The sequence below is a fragment of the Streptomyces sp. NBC_01363 genome (assembly GCF_026340595.1).
Lineage (GTDB): Bacteria > Actinomycetota > Actinomycetes > Streptomycetales > Streptomycetaceae > Streptomyces.
This window is the reverse complement of the sequence record NZ_JAPEPF010000001.1, coordinates 1,382,322-1,396,809: the sequence shown is the minus strand read 5'-3', so window position 1 is coordinate 1,396,809 and position 14,488 is coordinate 1,382,322. Positions and strand designations below refer to the sequence as shown.

At 69.4% G+C, this 14,488-nt stretch carries 10 protein-coding genes, 4 tRNA genes and 2 pseudogenes; 9 read left to right on the top strand and 7 right to left on the bottom strand.

Going from position 1 to position 14,488, the window contains the following annotated elements; genetic code table 11:
• Nucleotides 1-11: 11 nt before the first annotated feature.
• The 3 genes from OG611_RS06605 to OG611_RS06595 form a co-directional block, all read right to left on the bottom strand.
• Nucleotides 12-88 (bottom strand) — tRNA-Phe (locus tag OG611_RS06605).
• Nucleotides 89-110: 22 nt separating this feature from the next.
• Nucleotides 111-185 (bottom strand) — tRNA-Asp (locus OG611_RS06600).
• A gap of 39 nt (nucleotides 186-224) precedes the next feature.
• Nucleotides 225-297 (bottom strand) — tRNA-Glu (locus OG611_RS06595).
• Between the two features lie 180 nt (nucleotides 298-477).
• Here OG611_RS06595 and OG611_RS06590 point away from each other — a divergent pair.
• The 5 genes from OG611_RS06590 (at nucleotide 478) to OG611_RS06570 (ending at nucleotide 6,107) form a co-directional block, all read left to right on the top strand.
• Nucleotides 478-828, top strand: coding sequence for a metallopeptidase family protein (locus OG611_RS06590; protein WP_266416458.1), 351 nt, complete (start codon nucleotides 478-480; stop codon nucleotides 826-828).
• Between the two features lie 181 nt (nucleotides 829-1,009).
• Nucleotides 1,010-1,591, top strand: coding sequence for a hypothetical protein (locus OG611_RS06585; protein WP_266416456.1), 582 nt, complete (start codon nucleotides 1,010-1,012; stop codon nucleotides 1,589-1,591).
• Between the two features lie 239 nt (nucleotides 1,592-1,830).
• A complete protein-coding gene (locus OG611_RS06580; protein WP_266416454.1) occupies nucleotides 1,831-4,008 on the top strand; it encodes a DEAD/DEAH box helicase in 2,178 nt (725 codons plus the stop codon).
• A gap of 414 nt (nucleotides 4,009-4,422) precedes the next feature.
• The gene (locus OG611_RS06575) at nucleotides 4,423-5,943 is read left to right on the top strand and encodes an amino acid permease (protein WP_266416452.1); all 1,521 of its coding nucleotides are present in this window, start codon (nucleotides 4,423-4,425) and stop codon (nucleotides 5,941-5,943) included.
• A 91-nt stretch (nucleotides 5,944-6,034) separates the two neighbouring features.
• Nucleotides 6,035-6,107 (top strand) — tRNA-Lys (locus OG611_RS06570).
• A 34-nt stretch (nucleotides 6,108-6,141) separates the two neighbouring features.
• On the opposite strand, the pseudogene xerC reads toward OG611_RS06570, so the two are convergent.
• Nucleotides 6,142-7,320 (bottom strand): annotated as a pseudogene (gene xerC / locus OG611_RS06565) (tyrosine recombinase XerC); the annotation flags it as partial.
• Between the two features lie 2 nt (nucleotides 7,321-7,322).
• On the opposite strand from xerC, the pseudogene OG611_RS06560 reads away from it, so the two are divergent.
• The 4 genes and pseudogenes from OG611_RS06560 to OG611_RS06545 form a co-directional block, all read left to right on the top strand.
• Nucleotides 7,323-8,111 (top strand): annotated as a pseudogene (locus tag OG611_RS06560) (DUF3631 domain-containing protein); the annotation flags it as partial.
• 260 nt (nucleotides 8,112-8,371) lie between these two features.
• Entirely contained in the window at nucleotides 8,372-9,121 is a 750-nt protein-coding gene (locus OG611_RS06555) for a DUF2637 domain-containing protein (protein ID WP_323180114.1), read from the top strand.
• A gap of 215 nt (nucleotides 9,122-9,336) precedes the next feature.
• Entirely contained in the window at nucleotides 9,337-9,783 is a 447-nt protein-coding gene (gene mobC / locus OG611_RS06550) for a plasmid mobilization relaxosome protein MobC (protein WP_266416450.1), read from the top strand.
• 4 nt (nucleotides 9,784-9,787) lie between these two features.
• Entirely contained in the window at nucleotides 9,788-11,506 is a 1,719-nt protein-coding gene (locus OG611_RS06545) for a mobilization protein (RefSeq protein WP_266416448.1), read from the top strand.
• 76 nt (nucleotides 11,507-11,582) lie between these two features.
• On the opposite strand, the gene OG611_RS06540 is transcribed toward OG611_RS06545, so the two are convergent.
• The 3 genes from OG611_RS06540 to OG611_RS06530 all read right to left on the bottom strand — a co-directional run bounded on the left by OG611_RS06540 (nucleotide 11,583) and on the right by OG611_RS06530 (nucleotide 14,478).
• The gene (locus OG611_RS06540) at nucleotides 11,583-11,981 is read right to left on the bottom strand and encodes a hypothetical protein (RefSeq protein ID WP_266416446.1); all 399 of its coding nucleotides are present in this window, start codon (nucleotides 11,979-11,981) and stop codon (nucleotides 11,583-11,585) included.
• 404 nt (nucleotides 11,982-12,385) lie between these two features.
• The gene (locus tag OG611_RS06535; RefSeq protein ID WP_266416443.1) at nucleotides 12,386-13,297 is read right to left on the bottom strand and encodes an aldo/keto reductase; all 912 of its coding nucleotides are present in this window, start codon (nucleotides 13,295-13,297) and stop codon (nucleotides 12,386-12,388) included.
• Nucleotides 13,294-14,478 carry a cupin domain-containing protein gene (locus OG611_RS06530; RefSeq protein ID WP_266416441.1) on the bottom strand — a complete coding sequence of 395 codons (1,185 nt, stop codon included), beginning with the start codon at nucleotides 14,476-14,478 and terminating at the stop codon, nucleotides 13,294-13,296. The genes OG611_RS06535 and OG611_RS06530 overlap by 4 nt, the downstream gene beginning before the upstream one ends.
• Nucleotides 14,479-14,488: the final 10 nt, after the last annotated feature.

Here is a 14,488-nt window from a genome sequence, read left to right as displayed (position 1 = left end):
GGGCCTTCGGGTGGTGGCTGGGGCCGGGATCGAACCGGCGACCTATCGCTTTTCAGGCGATCGCTCGTACCAACTGAGCTACCCAGCCACGCAGCTCATAAGGGCTGCAGCGGTCCTGACGGGATTTGAACCCGCGGCCTCCACCTTGACAGGGTGGCGAGCACTCCAAACTGCTCCACAGGACCAAGCTAATGTGCGAGACAAGTCTCGCACACGGTAAAGCGTGCCCCCAACGGGATTCGAACCCGTGCTACCGCCTTGAAAGGGCGGCGTCCTGGGCCACTAGACGATGAGGGCTAAGGGCCCACCTGCGCGCTTCCCAGCGCGTCGGGGACGTCAGAAGCATATGGGATGGCAGCGGCTATCGCCAAAACGGTTTACGGCGAGGGCATGGCAGGGGTGCGCGCACCCCTGCGGAGGCGGTCGCCCCCGGTCCGGACCGGGGCGCCGCGACCGGTAGTACGGGACAATGGCGGGGTGCTGGAGATGACGCGCGAAGAGTTCGAGGAACTGGTCGCCGAGGCGCTGGACCGGATCCCGCCGGAGCTGACGCGGCTGATGGACAACGTCGCGGTGTTCGTCGAGGACGAGCCCGAGCCGGGTGATCCGGAGCTGCTCGGGCTGTACGAGGGCACGCCGCTGACCGATCGCGGCGAGTGGTACGCGGGGGTGCTGCCGGACCGCATCACCATCTACCGCGGGCCGACCCTCCGGATGTGCGAGTCCCGCGAGGACGTCGTCGCCGAGACCGAGATCACGGTCGTCCACGAGATCGCCCACCACTTCGGCATCGACGACGCGAGGCTGCACGCGCTCGGCTACGGATGAGTGCGCCCCGGGCGTCCGCGGGGTGTGCCCGGCGGCGTGCGGGCCGGGCGCGGAAGGCGTGCAGGTGGTGTGCGGGCCGGGTCCGGGGCGTGTCCCCGGCGGGGCAACGGGAGTTGGGCACGGTGCCCCCACTCCTTCCCGTACCGCTCCGCTCCTTCCTCGTACCCCGGAGGTGCCTCCCGTGCGCCAGTTGTCCGTCCCCGTCCGATGGGCGGCCGTCATCGCCGCGACGGTCGCCACGTCCACCGGCTGCATGAGCATCGGCGGCGACGGAGGGAAACCGGCACCGGCACCGTCGCCGTCGCCGTCGCCCGAGCACGGGGGGAGCGCCGCCCGGCCGGACGGCGGCACGGTGGCGGGCACCGGCAGGGTCCGCACCGGAGGCGGCCGGGCCGAGGCGCACTCCGAACGGGAGGCCGTCGAATCACCCGGGCCGAGCCGCCCCGCCGGGCCCTCGACCGCTCCCGGTGGCGTGCGCCCGGATGCGGAGGCGGGCGGTGCGGAGCCGCCCCGGGGCACTGCGCCGTCGGCGCCCTCGGCCTCGCCGCCGGGGCCCGGGGTGCCGCAGCAGCCCGCGTCCCCGGTGCCCTCCGGGCCCGCGACCCCCGAGCCGCCGAGCTCCCCCGAGCCGGAGCCGTCCGAACCCTCGCCGCCGCCGTCCGCCTCGCCGGCGGCACAGCTGCGCAGCGAGGCGCTGGGTGCGTCGGCGGAGTCGGCGCCGCTGCGGACGCCCGAGGTATCGCCGCAGGTGGGGCCGGTGTAGCGGGAGGCGAGGAAGGGCCGGTTTGCGCGAAGTGGGGGGGAGTGCGTATGGTAGTAGATCGTTTGATCCCATTGCCCGGCGCCGAAACAGAAGCGCGCCGTGTGGCGCGTACTCTCCCTTGCCGTGGCTGGACCGCATTGAGGCGGTCGAAATTGCGAATCACGGAGTTACGGGCGCGTGCCGAGACTCCGGAAGGTTTCGCATTTCGCATGTCAATTTCCAGTTCTGACCACACCGTCATGCCCGAGAACATCGAGAACGACGAGCTCGTCGAGGCCGCCGAGGCCGTCGTCGCCGAGTCCGCCGACTCCATCGAGGCCGACGCCCCCCTGGCCGAGCAGGCCGACTCCGCCGACGCCGATGCGGACGCCGAGCCGACCGTCACCTTCGCCGACCTGGGCCTGCCCGAGGGCATCGTCCGCAAGCTCGCGCAGAACGGTGTGACGGCGCCCTTCCCGATCCAGGCCGCGACCATCCCGGACGCCCTGGCCGGCAAGGACATCCTGGGCCGCGGCCGTACCGGCTCCGGCAAGACCCTCTCCTTCGGTCTGCCGACCCTGGCCTCGCTGGCCGGTGGGCACACGGAGAAGAAGAAGCCCCGCGCGATCATCCTCACCCCGACCCGTGAGCTCGCGATGCAGGTCGCGGACGCGCTGCAGCCCTACGGCGACGTGCTCGGCCTGAAGATGAAGGTCGTCTGCGGCGGTACGTCGATGGGCAACCAGATCTACGCGCTGGAGCGCGGTGTCGACATCCTCGTCGCCACCCCGGGCCGGCTGCGCGACATCATCAACCGGGGCGCCTGCTCCCTGGAGAACGTCCAGGTCGCCGTCCTCGACGAGGCCGACCAGATGTCCGACCTGGGCTTCCTCCCCGAGGTCACCGAGCTGCTCGACCAGATCCCCGGTGGCGGCCAGCGCATGCTCTTCTCCGCCACCATGGAGAACGAGATCGGCACCCTGGTCAAGCGCTACCTGAGCAACCCGGTCACCCACGAGGTCGACTCCGCCCAGGGCAACGTCTCGACCATGTCGCACCACGTCCTCGTCGTGAAGCCGAAGGACAAGGCGCCGGTCACCTCCGCCATCGCCGCCCGCAAGGGCCGCACGATCATCTTCGTCCGCACCCAGCTGGGCGCCGACCGCATCGCCGAGCAGCTCGTCGAGGCGGGCGTCAAGGCGGACGCGTTGCACGGCGGCATGACCCAGGGCGCCCGTACCCGCGTTCTTGAGGACTTCAAGAAGGGTTACGTCAACGCGCTGGTCGCGACCGACGTCGCCGCCCGCGGTATTCACGTCGACGGCATCGACCTGGTCCTGAACGTGGACCCGGCCGGTGACCACAAGGACTACCTGCACCGCTCGGGCCGTACCGCCCGTGCCGGCAAGTCCGGTGTCGTCGTCTCGCTGGCGCTGCCGCACCAGCGCCGTCAGATCTTCCGCCTGATGGAGGACGCGGGCGTCGACGCCTCGCGCCACATCGTGCAGGGCGCGGGCGTCTTCGAGCCGGAGGTCGCCGAGATCACCGGCGCCCGCTCGCTCACCGAGGTCCAGGCCGACTCCGCGAACAACGCCGCCAAGCAGGCCGAGCGCGAGGCCGCCGACCTGACCAAGCAGCTGGAGCGCGTCCAGCGCCGCGCCGGTGAGCTGCGCGAGGAGGCCGACCGTCTCGTCGCCCGTGCCGCGCGCGAGCGGGGCGACGACCCGGAGGCGGCGGTCGCCGAGGTCGCTGCCGAGGCCGAGGCCGCGCTCGCCGCAGCCGCGTCCGTCCCCGAGCAGCCGGCCGCGCGTGACGACCGTCGCGACGACCGGGGCAGCTACGGCCGCCGTGACGACCGCGGTGGTGACCGCCGTGACGACCGTGGTGGATACCGCGGGAGCAACGACCGTGTCGGCGAGCGCAGTGGCCGTCCCTCCGGCGGGTCCGGCTACCGCGGAAGCAACGACCGTCCGTCCTTCCGCAGCAGCAACGACCGCCCCTCCGGTGGTTTCCGTTCCGGTGGTGGCGACCGTCGGGACGACCGTGGTGGCCGTTCGTTCGAGCGTCGTGACAACGACCGTCCGTCGTTCAACCGCGACCGTCGTGACGACCGCCCCTCCGGTGGTTTCCGTTCCGGTGGCGGTGACCGTCGGGACGACCGTGGTGGCCGTTCGTTCGAGCGTCGTGACAACGACCGTCCGTCGTTCAACCGCGACCGTCGTGACGACCGCCCCTCCGGTGGCTTCCGCTCCGGCGGCAGCGACCGTCCGTTCAACCGCGACCGTCGTGACGACCGCCCCTCGGGCGGCTTCCGCTCCGGCGGCGGCGACCGCCCGACCGGCCGTCGCGACGACCACCGCGGTGGCACCGGCACGGGTACCGGCACCGGCACCTTCGGCCGCCGTGACGACAAGCCGCGCTGGAAGCGCAACGGCTGAACGCGGTAGGGACCTGCTGAAGGTCCGTTGAAAGGTCTGCGAAGCGGGCCCGCTCTTCACGAGCGGGCCCGCTTCGCTTTTCACTTCCCTCACATGAATGACTGCTGCTGACATCCCGCCACTTGCACAGGGGCGCGGTCGGGGGGCTTTGCGAGCTCTGCGTGATTCCTTTGCGGCGGGCTGCCGTTGATCGCCTGTGCCTTCATGCCTTCATGCCTTTCAGGGAACGCGTACAACGTCCTGACCGTGCCCGGTGAAGCGCGCGGAGGTCACCCGAGCGCTGCCGAGCGTCGCTGAGGTCCATGGAGGGCGCGGCCTGCGGGCCCGCGCCCTCCTCCGTTGCCGGGGCAGGTTTTCCCAGTCGTGACCCCGGCGACCGCATGTGTGCTCCGGCGTGGGGGAATTGCTGGGTGCATGACAACCGATACCGGCGAGGACCGACCACCACCGGGCGTCTCCGACGAGGAGCGCCTCGCGCAGCTCGGGTACACACAGACGCTGGCCCGGCGCATGTCCGCATTCTCCAACTACGCCGTCTCGTTCACGATCATCTCGGTGCTCTCCGGCTGCCTCACGCTCTACCTCTTCGGCATGAACACCGGCGGCCCCGCCGTCATCACCTGGGGCTGGGTCGGCGTCGGCCTGATGACGCTGTTCGTCGGCCTGGCGATGGCCGAGATCTGTTCGGCGTACCCGACCTCCGCAGGCCTCTACTTCTGGGCCCACCGGCTGGCCCCGCCGCGCTCGGCCGCGGCCTGGGCCTGGTTCACGGGCTGGTTCAACGTACTCGGCCAAGTCGCCGTCACCGCCGGGATCGACTTCGGTGCGGCGTCGTTCCTGGGCGCGTATCTGAACCTCCAGTTCGGCTTCGGGGTCACCCCCACCCGTACGATCCTGCTCTTCGCCGCGATCCTGCTGCTGCACGGGCTGCTCAACACCTTCGGGGTGCGGATCGTCGCGATCCTGAACAGCGTGAGCGTCTGGTGGCACGTCGTCGGCGTCGCCGTCATCGTCGGCGCCCTGACCTTCGTGCCGGACTCGCACCAGTCGGCGTCGTTCGTCTTCACCGAGTTCGTGAACAACACCGGCTGGGGCAGCGGCTTCTACGTCGTGATGATCGGTCTGCTGATGGCGCAGTACACCTTCACCGGCTACGACGCCTCCGCCCATATGACGGAGGAGACCCACGACGCCGCGACGGCCGGCCCGCGGGGCATCGTCCAGTCGATCTGGACCTCCTGGATCGCGGGCTTCGTCCTGCTCCTCGGCTTCACCTTCGCCATCCAGTCGTACGACGGAGCGCTGGACTCGCCGACCGGCGCCCCGCCCGCGCAGATCCTCCTGGACGCCCTCGGCGCCACCACCGGCAAGCTCCTGCTGCTGATCGTGATCGGCGCCCAGCTCTTCTGCGGCATGGCGTCCGTGACCGCCAACAGCCGCATGATCTACGCCTTCTCGCGGGACGGTGCCCTGCCCTTCTCGCGTGTCTGGCACACGGTCAGCCCGCGCACCCGCACCCCCGTCGCCGCGGTCTGGCTCGCCGCCGTCGGCGCCCTCGCCCTGGGCCTGCCGTACCTGATCAACGTCACGGCGTACGCGGCGGTGACCTCGATCGCGGTGATCGGGCTCTACATCGCCTATGTCATCCCCACGCTGCTCCGCCTGCTCCGGGGCGACGGATTCGCCCCGGGCCCCTGGCACCTGGGCCGCTGGTCCCGCCCGATCGGCATCGTGGCGGTGGCCTGGGTCGTGATCATCACGGTGCTCTTCATGCTGCCGCAGCTCTCGCCGGTCACCTGGGCGACGTTCAACTACGCGCCCGTCGCGGTGCTGGTGGTCCTGGGCTTCGCGGCGACATGGTGGCTGGCGTCGGCGAGGCACTGGTTCCTCAAACCGGATCACAAGCGCACGATCCCCCCGGACGAATCCCTCTGACGGCCCGGGATTTCACCGCGACGGGGCCCGGTGGCCGATACCCGATCGGCGGCCGGGCCCCGGCGGGCTATGCTCAGGGGTGATTCGCCGAGGGCCGTTAGCTCAATTGGCAGAGCAGCGGACTTTTAATCCGTTGGTTGTGGGTTCGAGTCCCACACGGCCTACGCGAAGCAGGGAGGGGAAACCCCATCTGACCTGCTACTTAGCGCCTCGATCGGCTTTGTCCGGTCGGGGCGCTTCGTCGTTCCCGGCCTCTTGCGTGAGCGATGCGTGAGCGGACGGTCCGACAGCAGGGGCTACGGAGGGGGCCTTACGGGCACGTGGCACCAGCGCGGCGGCGGCGGCTTCTGCTGCGGCTTTGTCGACCTCGGGTAGCAGGCTCGTGTACGTGTCCGACGTGAGCGTGATCGTGGAGTGGCGCAGGGTCTCCTTGATCGTGTGGAGATCACCGCCCCCGCCGTGGGTGAGAGTGGCCGCGACGTGACGCAGGTCGCGCAGAGTGATCGGCGGCAGGTCGGTGGTGGCGAGGATGCGGCGGAACGTCTCGGAAACCGTCTCCGGGTGCAGCCAGGAGCCGTCCTCGCGGGTGAAGACCTTGCCGGTCTCGTTCCAGGCGTCGCCCCACTTCTCCCGGGCGCTCAGCATCGCCTTGTGGTGCTCGCGCAGAAGAGCGACGTTGACGCTGTCCAACGCGATCGTGCTGGCGCTGCCGTCGGTCTTGGGGGCGGACTCGTAGGTGTCCCAGCCGTCGACGACGATCTCCTTGGCCGGGGTGATGAGGCCGGCGTTCAGGTCGACGTCGGTCCAGCTCTGGCCAACGGCCCCGCCCCTGCGAAGGCCACGGGTGCCGACGAGGTGGAAGAGGGCGTAGAGCCGATCGGATTCGGCCGCGTCCAGGAACGTGCCGAACTGCGCCGGCGTCCAGACCATCACCGGTGACGGCAGCTCGCCGGTAGCACGCCAGCGCTCCACCCGCTGGGTCGTCCAGAGCAGGGGCTTGGGGCGCTTGCCGGACTCCAGCTCGACGTGGGAGGCCGGGTTGAAGGTGATGTACTGCTGGGCGATCGCCGCGTTCAGAGCCGCTCGCAGCGTGCGCCGGATGCTCTGCTGCGTCGCTGGGCCGGTGATCTTCCGGAAAGGCTTCATCGCGGCGAGTTTTTCCCGCTCGAAGGCGAGCCGCGCCCGCTCGGCTGCGATGGGGCGGCCGGCCTTGCTGGGCTTGCACCTGGCGATCTGCTCGCGGCGTTCGAGGTTCTCCGCCTGGATCACCTCGTTGGCGTCGGCTATGTCGTCGTACATCTCCACCAGGTGGCCGACGTTGAGACGGTCGACGCGGACATGGCCGATGCGCGGCTTCAGGTGCACGCGGATGTGCGAGTTTCGGCTCTGCGAAGGTCGCGGAGAAGAACGAGGAGATGCGCGGCCTGCTCAACGCGGGGCACCAGCGCAACCGCCCCACCCTGCGGGTTTCTGGTCCCAACCACGAGGTGTCGAAGTTCCCGACCTTCGCCATGGCGGCCCTCGCGGGCATCGGTGACCTGCCGGACACGATCATGGACCGGTCGATCGTCATCCGGATGCGCCGCCGCAGGCCGGGCGAGAAGGTGGCGGAGTTCCGCACCTACCGCGACACCCCGCCCCTCCACGCGCTGCGCGACCGGCTCGCCGCCTGGCTGGCACCGCTCCACACCGACGCCATGGAGCTGACCCCCGCCATGCCGGTCGAAGACCGCGCGGCCGACACCTGGCAGCCGCTGGTCTCCGTCGCCGACCTCGCCGGCGGACCATGGCCCGACCGCGCGCGTACCGCCTGCCGGGTCATGGCCAAGCATGAGGCCGAGCAGGACCAGGACCGCAGCAGCCTGGGCATCCGACTCCTGGCCGACATCCGCCGCGCCTTCGCCACCGAAGGCGACCCGCCGATGCTCCGCACCCGCCGACTCCTCGACATCCTCAACCGGGACGACGAGACCCCGTGGCCGGAGTACACCGCCAACGGCCTGACCGCCCGGGGCCTGCAGATCCTGCTCCAGGAGTACGGCATCGGTTCGGCGAATCACCGCTTCCACGGCAACGTCCAGGCCAAGGGCTTCACGCGCCAGCAGTTCGCCGACTCCTGGGCACGCTACTGCCCCGAACCCGCACCGGAAGCCACGGCCGGGGCCTGACCCGGCACGACCCGTCGCGACCCGTCCCCGCGCAGGTCAGCGCCGTGACGAGTCGTGGGGCGGTGACGAGTCGACTCGACATCACCGCCCCACCCGTACCTGCCCTGACCAGGCATGCAACGAGTCGCGACGGGTCTCTCTCCCCCTCTCACCGGGCCACGTCAGCCGCACCTCCGTACCCCTGGAGCACTCTCCATTGCCTTCCCCCACCCTCGCCGCAGCGCCGTCCGCTGCCCCTGGCCGCCGCGATCCGCACGGGTGTGGCGCTGCTGGCCGTGGCGGCCTTCGCGCTCTCCTACGACGCCCTGCGCCAGATGGCCGCCGCCAGCCACATCCACCCGGCGCTCACCTACGCCTTCCCGCTCGTCATCGACGGGTTCATCGCCATCGGGATCGGCGCCCTGCTCGTCCTGCGGACCGCACCGCTGTCCGCCCGCCTCTACGTCTCGGCGCTGGTCGGCATCGCCACCGCCACGAGCATCTGGGCCAACGTCCTGCACGCCATCCGCCTCAACCAGCAAACCCGCCACGACGGGCTCTCCCTTGACGACATCACCGTCGGAGCCATCTCCGCCATCGCCCCACTCGCCCTGGCCGGAGCCGTCCACTTCTACCTCCTTGTCGCGCGAGGCCCCACCACCGCCGGCCGCCGCAACCCCATCGGTCACAGCGCCAATGACGGCCACAAACCCGCTGTGGGAGACATGGATCGCGAGACGTCACCGCCAACCGTCACGAGCGCCAACGACGTGGCGCAGCCCGTCGCGAAGCGCCTGGCAAAGACTCCGCACCAGGCAGGTATGCCGGGAGGTATTCCGCCAAGCATTTCGCTGGAGCAGGCCATCGACATCGGCCGCACGGCTCCCCTCGGTCGGGCCGACCGTGTTTCGCGCCGCAACGTCGAGAAGGCGATCCGGGACAAGGGGTTCGGCATTTCCCGAAGCCGCCTGGACAAGGTCAAGGACCTGCTGCAGGCCGAACTCGACGAGGCCACCGCAAGCACCGGCTGACCCCGCAGCCCGTCGCCCTCGCCCGCCCTTCCTCGAATCAGCACGGGAAGGGCGGGTCCTCACCACCACCCCTTGCAGGAGTCCACATGCACGACCTCAACCACGAACTCCCTCCATCTCAGAAGCAGATGACCTACACCCCGGCTCCAGGCGGAGCAAGCTGTAGCGCTGGACCGTCCAAGGGCCGGTCCAGCGCGCTTGCCTCCGCCCCGGGGGTGGCGGAGGAGGTCTGGCGCCAGGGGGCGCCGGACCAGGAGCTGGTGGCCGAGGGCGGCCACCAGCAGGACAAGCCCGCAGCCAAGCGGAGCCGCCGGCGCTCCCGCCAGCCGCGGCAGCGCGTGAAGCGCCTGACCTTCCGCGCCAGCGAGGCCGAAGACGCAGAGATCCAGGCTGCCGCCGACGCCAAGGGTGTCTCCAAAGCCCGGTTCATCGCTCAGGCGGTCCATGCACAACTCCACGGCCGGAACGGACTCGACCAGGACGAGGCTCTCGACAGGCTCGAAGCGGCCCGCGTCGACCTGGCCCGTGTCGGCAACAACATCAATCAGATGGCGCGGATCCTGAACTCCGGCGGCGACGTCGTCCACCTCGCTCGCGCCACTCACGAGGTCTGCGAGTCCGCAGCCATGGTGAAGGCTGCCGCTCGGAAGCTGGTGAGTTGAGTCCTTGGTCCCCGACATAAACCCGCCGGGCGGTCGGACGATCGGCCTGCTCAAGTACCTCTACCGGACCAGTGACATCGAAGCCCACGTCGACCCGCACATCGTTGCCGCGTACGACCCCTTCGTGGCCGATCCCGGACGCCACCCGAGCGCCACATTGACAGGACTCGCCGCCGATCTCGACCAGTGGGTCGACGCCCTGAAGGACAAGGCCCCGGCCAAGCATGTCTGGCACTGTTCGGTGCGCACCGCGGACACGGACCGCATCCTCAGCGACGAGGTATGGGCGACCGTCGCACGCCGCATTGTCAACGCCACGGGCATCGCCCCTGAAGGGGACGAGCAAGCATGCCGCTGGATCGCGGTCCGGCACGCCCCCGACCACATCCATCTCGTCGCCACCCTCGTACGCGCCGACCGCACCCAGCCACGCCGCCACAAAGACGCCATCCGAGCCCAGGCTGAATGCCGCAAGATCGAGAAGGAATTCGGCCTGCGCCAGCTGAAGAAGGGCGATGGCACCGCTGCCAAACGCCCCACAAGCGCCGAGCGCCGCAAAGCCGAACGCCTCGGGCAAGAGGCCACATCCCGCGAGCTGCTGCGAGAGCACGTCCACCGCGCCCTCGCCGGTGCTTCCGACGAGGCCGAGTTCTTTGGCCGCCTCGCCTCCGAAGGCGTACGGATCAAGAAGCGCGTCGCCCCGTCCGGTGACCTTCTTGGCTACTCCGTAGCCCTCGTCGGTGACCGCAACGCCAAGCAGGAACCCATCTGGTATTCGGGCTCGAAACTCGCACCTGACCTGTCCCTGCCCAAAATCCGTGAGCGCTTCACTACCGAACGAAATGTCCCCGAGCCTCCGGCCCTCATGCAACGGGCCGGCGAATCCGCGCCGGGCCGCGCCCGCCGCTTCTCCGCAGAAGCCCTCGACACAGCCCTCACCGTGATCGCTTCCACCGACGACGAGGCTGCGGCTGCCCACATCGTCGGCGTGAGCGAGGTCCTCGACGCTCTCGCTCAAACCACCCTGGGCCGTCCACATGAGGAACTCCGAGATGCCGCAAGGACCTTCGAGCGCGCAACCCGCTCCCACATTCGCGGCGAGCAGACCCGGATGTACGCACTCCGACGGGCCGCTCGCCAGATCGTCCGCTCCGGGCATGCCCTCGGACACGGAGCAGACGGTGCCGCCACCGCTCTGGTCCTGGACGTTCTGATCCTCGCCGTCGTCGCCGCCGGTCACTGGCACGCCGCCCACCAGCACGCCCAGCAAGCCGAGGCCGCATGCCAAACCGCCATGCACCTTCGCACGGCGTACCGGGCCGTCGCTGCAAGTCCGTTGGCTGGCATGCGCGCATACGGCGAAAAGCTCTCCACTCGGACACAGCACAACCAGATCGCCGCAATCCGCTCCGCACTGCCCGAACTGGCCAGCCGCGTCCAAAACGAGGCCAGCTGGCCCGCCCTGGCAGCCATGCTGGATCAAGCCCAGCGGGCCGGACACAACCCCTCGGTCCTCCTCCGTAAGGTCGCAGCACAACGGGAGCTCAACAGCGCGGACTTCGTCAGCGAGGTGCTCGTCTGGCGCCTGTACCGACTCGATCTCGTACCCGCCGAGATGCCCACCACTGCGCGAGCCGACAAGCGACCGGCGAAACAGGGGCCGCACATCCCTCAGCCCGCCGCCCGTTCAGGTTCGGAGGCCGCGCGCCCTCGTCGTCGTTGAGGACGGAACCGACGTCCGAGGCGTGACGCCCATCGGCACCCTGTCCGCCTGCCCTCAAGCAGGTGGACAGGGAGGGTCAACCGAGCAGGTGGGCGAGATGCTTCCGCAGGGGCACTTCGAGTTCCAGGTTGTTCCCGCGCTCGATCCCCTGGAGGTACTCGCTGGCCACGACCAGCTGGGAGAAGCGGCCGGAGGCGGACTGCAGGATGGGCTTGAACTCGCGGAGGACGCGGTCTGCAACCGAAGGGACAGCGAGGCTGGAGATGTAGAGGGTGGCCGCGTCGTAGCCGGCAGGAGCCAGTCCCCACCGTTCCCAGTCCAGGATGCAGAGCTCGGGACCGGTCAGATTCGACCACTGGATGTCGGCGTGTGCGGTACCCCACTCCAGGACTTCGGTGGCCACGTCCGTCCCGAGGAAGCGGGGCAAGGCCCAGCGGAGCCGTTCTTGGCGAACAGCCACACGGCTCGTGGACACGAAGGAAATCGTGTCCAGCGCATCGCGTAGCTGGGCCCACCACACGGGGGAGAGGTCCAGTCGCGATGGCGCCAAGGGCGACCGATTGAGCGGCCGGCCATCGGCGCGGTTGTGGACCTCCGCACGATAGGCGTACGCGTCCGCCGACCATTCGAAAGCCCCTCGGAAGCGAGGACGCGGAATGCGGTCCGGCATCGCTTCGTGTGCTTCTTCCGGGCCCTTCCAGGATGCGCTGGCTGCTTTCTCTGCCCTGGTCTCGGCCACCCGCAGCCAGAGGTGGCCGCTGGCCGGGCCGCTCAGGGTCTTACCGCCCCACCCCCAGGTTTCCTCACCGCCAGCGGCATCGAGAGAAGATTGCGGCGGCGTACTCGAATGCTCGTCGCATTCGTTCTGCTGTGGCGTGGTCAGGCGCGGAAGGCATCGACGATCTTTCTCAGTTCGGTGCTGTCGAAGAGGCATGGGAGGGGCGGGGCGACGGCCTGCTCGGCTGCCGTCCAATGGCTCGTGGTGCTGGCCGACAGCAGGATCCGTGTCACACCGGGTGTGGAGGCGACCGTCCCGAGCAGCAGTTGTATGGGCGTGGTTCCCGGAAGCACTTCCTGCGCGACGGTGGGAGTGACCATCTCTAGCAGCTCTCCGCCATGGAGTGGCGCCGAGGCGAAGACTTCCAGGCCGACGGCGTGGGCGTCGAAGAGAACGCCCCGGCCGTCCAGTGCGTCGGCGATGGGCCCCAGCTGCACGAGGCTCAAAGGGAGCTGGATCGCTGCGAACTTGTTGGTCGTGTCTCCGGCCTTGTGGGCCAGTTCCATGAGGCGGCCGACCGTCAGCGAACCGTCGTGCAGCGCCGACCACGTGGCCACCCCGTACGTCTTGATCAGTCCTTGCCGGCAGCACTCCTCCAGCGTCCGGAACGCTTCGAGAAGGCGGGCGTCGAGCTCGTGTCGCTCTGGTCCGCCGTGTTCGGGGTTGTGGACGAACGTGATGTCGGGGATCCGGCCGAGGGCGGCCTTGCTCTGTGCTGCCTGCCACCTCACAAATGACGGTTCGAGGCAGTACCCCTTCCCGGTCCGCGAAGGGGTGAGTACGCCCTCCTTCGTCGCCCGCTCCTGGCGGGCAGCGTCCAGGAAGCCCACCTTCGTTGACACACGTACGGACGGGAAGGCGCCCAGAACGGGGGCCAGCTGCTCCTCGGCTGTGCCGCGCTGGTAGTTCGGGGCCGTATCGATCCAGGAGACGCCTTGGTTGATCGCGGCCTGGGCTGCGGCCGCAACGTCGGCCGTGCGATAGGTGCCCAGGCCGAGTTCGGCGCCCCTCACTGTGTGCCCCTGACCGAGGCGACCTGGCCGTTCACGAGTTCGCTGATCACGGCAGCCGCCTGCTCCAGAGTGAGTTCGGTGTCGCTGACGAGGTCGGCGAGCCGGTGTTCCGATCGGTCGGCGAGGCGCTTCAGTAAGGGCAGTGCGGGTGCTGCGAAGGTCCAGGACTCGCCGCCTGCCGTCAGAACGGCGTTGCCGTCGTCCGTCGTACTGAGCGTGTGGCGTGCGGTGAGCATCCGCGCCCTGACGCCGGGGTCCGCCGGCACTGCGTCCACGAAGGGCAGGCTGGGCCGGAACCGTACGGGCTCGTCCGCGTCCCGGTGCTGGAAGTAGCGATCGATCAGGCTTCCGTCGGCCATTTCTTTGACGAGCAGGTCGCGCAGCTGGTCAACGACATGCTGCTTCTGATCGGAGGACCCGAAATGGGGGAGGTCTGCCCTGACTGTCTGTTCTGCTCGCAGGGTGTCCAGAACCCAGGACACGAGGTCAACGCCGGTCGTGGAGCTGAGCCCGCACGTCAGGTGGAGCAACCGCTGTCCCTCGGAGGCAGAGACGGCGTGCCACCAGCCACGGGGCAGGTAGAGGATGTCCCCCGGTGTGAGGACGAACTCTGCGACGGGCTCGTCGGGCGGCGGGGCGGTTTCGGTAACGTCGCGGTACATGGGGGCGACGCGGGTCGGTCCGTAGATCTTCCAGCGTTTCCGGCCGTCCACCTGGACGACGACCACGTCGTGGTCGTCCCAGTGCACCCCGAAGCCCTCGCGCGGCTTCCAGGAGGCGTACAGGTTCACCTGGACCTTTGAGCGGAGCCTGGCCTCAAGAGCATGGGCAAGACCGTGTACGCCTGGGTGCAGTTCATCGAATGCGTCGATCACCATGGTGGCGCCCTGGGCGAGCTTTTCGTGCAGGGAGGCGGGGTGGATTCGGTGCCACACGGTTCGGCGCCTGGCTACTTCACACACGGTGTAGGCGTCGAGAGGAACGACCACGCCGTCGGCGGAGAGACGGAGCCGCGGTGGTTCCAGGCGGTGCCGGGCGATGATCTCGTTGAGGTCGTCCCAGTCGAGGAGTCCGGCAATGCACTGGGCATCGCCAGGGATGACGCGGAAGGTGCGGCCGAACGCCTCGGCGAGGAAGTCCTCGCCGAGGCGTGCGACGACCGCATGGGGCTGAGCGGTCATGTGTCCGGTC